This is a genomic window from Synechococcus sp. CCY9201, assembly GCF_034931105.1.
Lineage (GTDB): Bacteria > Cyanobacteriota > Cyanobacteriia > PCC-6307 > Cyanobiaceae > CBW1002.
Map to the genome: position 1 here is coordinate 1 of NZ_JAYGIC010000046.1, position 2,051 is coordinate 2,051.

The window sequence follows — 2,051 nt, forward strand, 5'->3', positions numbered from 1 at the left end:
GGTTCGGGATCATCACCCAGCGGGCGATCCGGCGCGGCAGCTTCTCCAGCGTCAAGGAGCTGATCGCCAAGATCGAGCAGTTCGTGGCGGCCTACAACAAGACCAAGGCCCCGTTCAACTGGACGGCAACCGCCGACTCGATCCTGGAGAAGCTCCAGCGACTTTGCTCGCAAATCTCCGGGACGGCACACTAGTATCCGGAGCAGGAGATTTACGAAGAAAGTCGCCGGAGCTTCTCCAAGATTGAGTCTGCCGTTGAGATCTACTGCCATCCAGTGATTGGATCTCTCCACCAATGAAGACGAAGTTTTCTGGACAGATGTCGACGTTGCTGCTGCGTTGGCACAGGCTCCTGCCGCAAGATCGTACGGAGCCTCACTTTAGGTCAATTGGCGCGGCCTGTCTGCCAATATTGAAGTTGGCTGCATCGCCATATCGAGTAGGGCCAGCCCCTAAATCCTTGGTCAAGCTATGATGCGGCAACTAACAACCATTGAAAGAATAAAGCGTCATGCATGAAACGCTTGTTTGCATCAGCAAAGTCAAGAATGAAGCTGATTTCATCGAGTACTCTACTCGGGCAAACGCATCGATCTTCTCTGAGATGCATTTTATTGATGACAATAGCGCAGACAATACGATAGAAATACTCGCGCAGCTCGCCAAGGAAGGCCTTCCTGTCTTCATCTATTCACTTCAAGACCGAAATGAGCGCCTAAAGAACTTGCAAGGTGGATTGTTGACTGCGCTTATGCGACACTTGGTGTCCGCGAATAATTACGGAAATGGCTATATCGTCCCATTGGATGCCGATGAGATCATTTTGTGCGGTCGCGAAGATATGCTGGCCCAACTCAGGATTATGCCTCGCAATCATTATGGATTAATGCAGTGGATGACCTTCGTGCCCATTAACGGCGGAAATTCAAAAGGTTCCTGCATAGAGAACTCATTTAAGCCCCTTGCAAAAGAGCAGCGCGCCTTCCATAAAGTTGTGATCCCCATTAATCACTCGCGGTCATCAGTTATTACCAAGGGCAGCCATTCGATATTCAACGAAGAGATTGACTTGCGTCCTTACATTCTAGATATCGACTTAGGGCACTTTCCAGTCCGGTCAGCAAATCAATTAGTGTCTAAATGTCTCATTTCCGCACATAAGACACGCATTAGACAGGCGAAGGACGGCGAGAACTATCATCTCCTCAGGGTCGCGGAGCGAATTCGATTTCAAAATTATGAAGTTTCAGATCAAGAGCTTTATGAGTTGGCCTTGGATTATTTAGGAGGCAGAAAAGGTGAAATATTACAGGACTATGACCTAAGGAAGGCGATCCCCGGAGTCAGTCTGGCCTACATCTCTAGACCCATCAAGCCAATTTGCGCACTTGATGCTCTGCTAATGGATCTGATTGGGTAACTATAGGTTAACTAGGGCCTCCCGATGATCGCTAGGTCGCTTGAAGCACAGTTGTCTGGGTCTTTCTATGGCGGAATAGTGTGATTAGGTTCTCCTGAGAAAGTAAGAGCCAGCCCCAAGTCAGCAAAGTGGGAAGGCCCGGCTGAACTCTGAGTGTTGCTCAGGCTGCTGTCCCGTGTCAATCAGGTTGATGGCCGCTCAACCAGATTGTCGCCGGATAGGCTGCAGTCGGTTGATTGCTTAGGAGTTTCCTTGATCTGCTCAACGAACTCTTCATCAGTGACCTGCAAGTGCTACTTAGGGCCTCCTGAGAAAGTAAGAACCAGCCCCAGGTCAGCAAAGTGGGGAGGCCCCGCCCTAACACTGAGTGTTGCTCAGGCTGCAGCCGGTTGATTGCTCAGGAGCCGCTCCTCGCCTCTTCGGATGGATTCAGTGCCGATCAGTAGCTGAAACAAGAAGGCAAAAAGAACCAAAAGAAGCCCCAGCAGCTTCTCGAGGTTCATTACCAGTACAGCCAATGCAATGGCTGATCCTTGGGTGGCAGCGAGCTTCTCACGAATCAAACCCAATCCAAATCGCCGCTTCCCCTGTCCGATTTTGCCTTCTACCGCGTTACGTTGCCGTTGATCAT

At 50.3% G+C, this 2,051-nt stretch carries 1 protein-coding gene and 2 pseudogenes; 2 read left to right on the forward strand and 1 reads right to left on the reverse strand.

Translation table 11 applies throughout. The annotated features are described in order from the left end of the window. A pseudogene (locus tag VB716_RS04565) lies at positions 1 to 194 on the forward strand (IS630 family transposase); the annotation flags it as partial. Positions 195 to 511: 317 nt separating this feature from the next. Next, positions 512 to 1,420 carry a glycosyltransferase family 2 protein gene (locus tag VB716_RS04570; RefSeq protein WP_323269864.1) on the forward strand — a complete coding sequence of 303 codons (909 nt, stop codon included), beginning with the start codon at positions 512 to 514 and terminating at the stop codon, positions 1,418 to 1,420. 457 nt (positions 1,421 to 1,877) lie between these two features. Here the strand turns inward: VB716_RS04570 and VB716_RS04575 are convergent. Then, positions 1,878 to 2,051: pseudogene (locus tag VB716_RS04575) on the reverse strand (transposase); the annotation flags it as partial.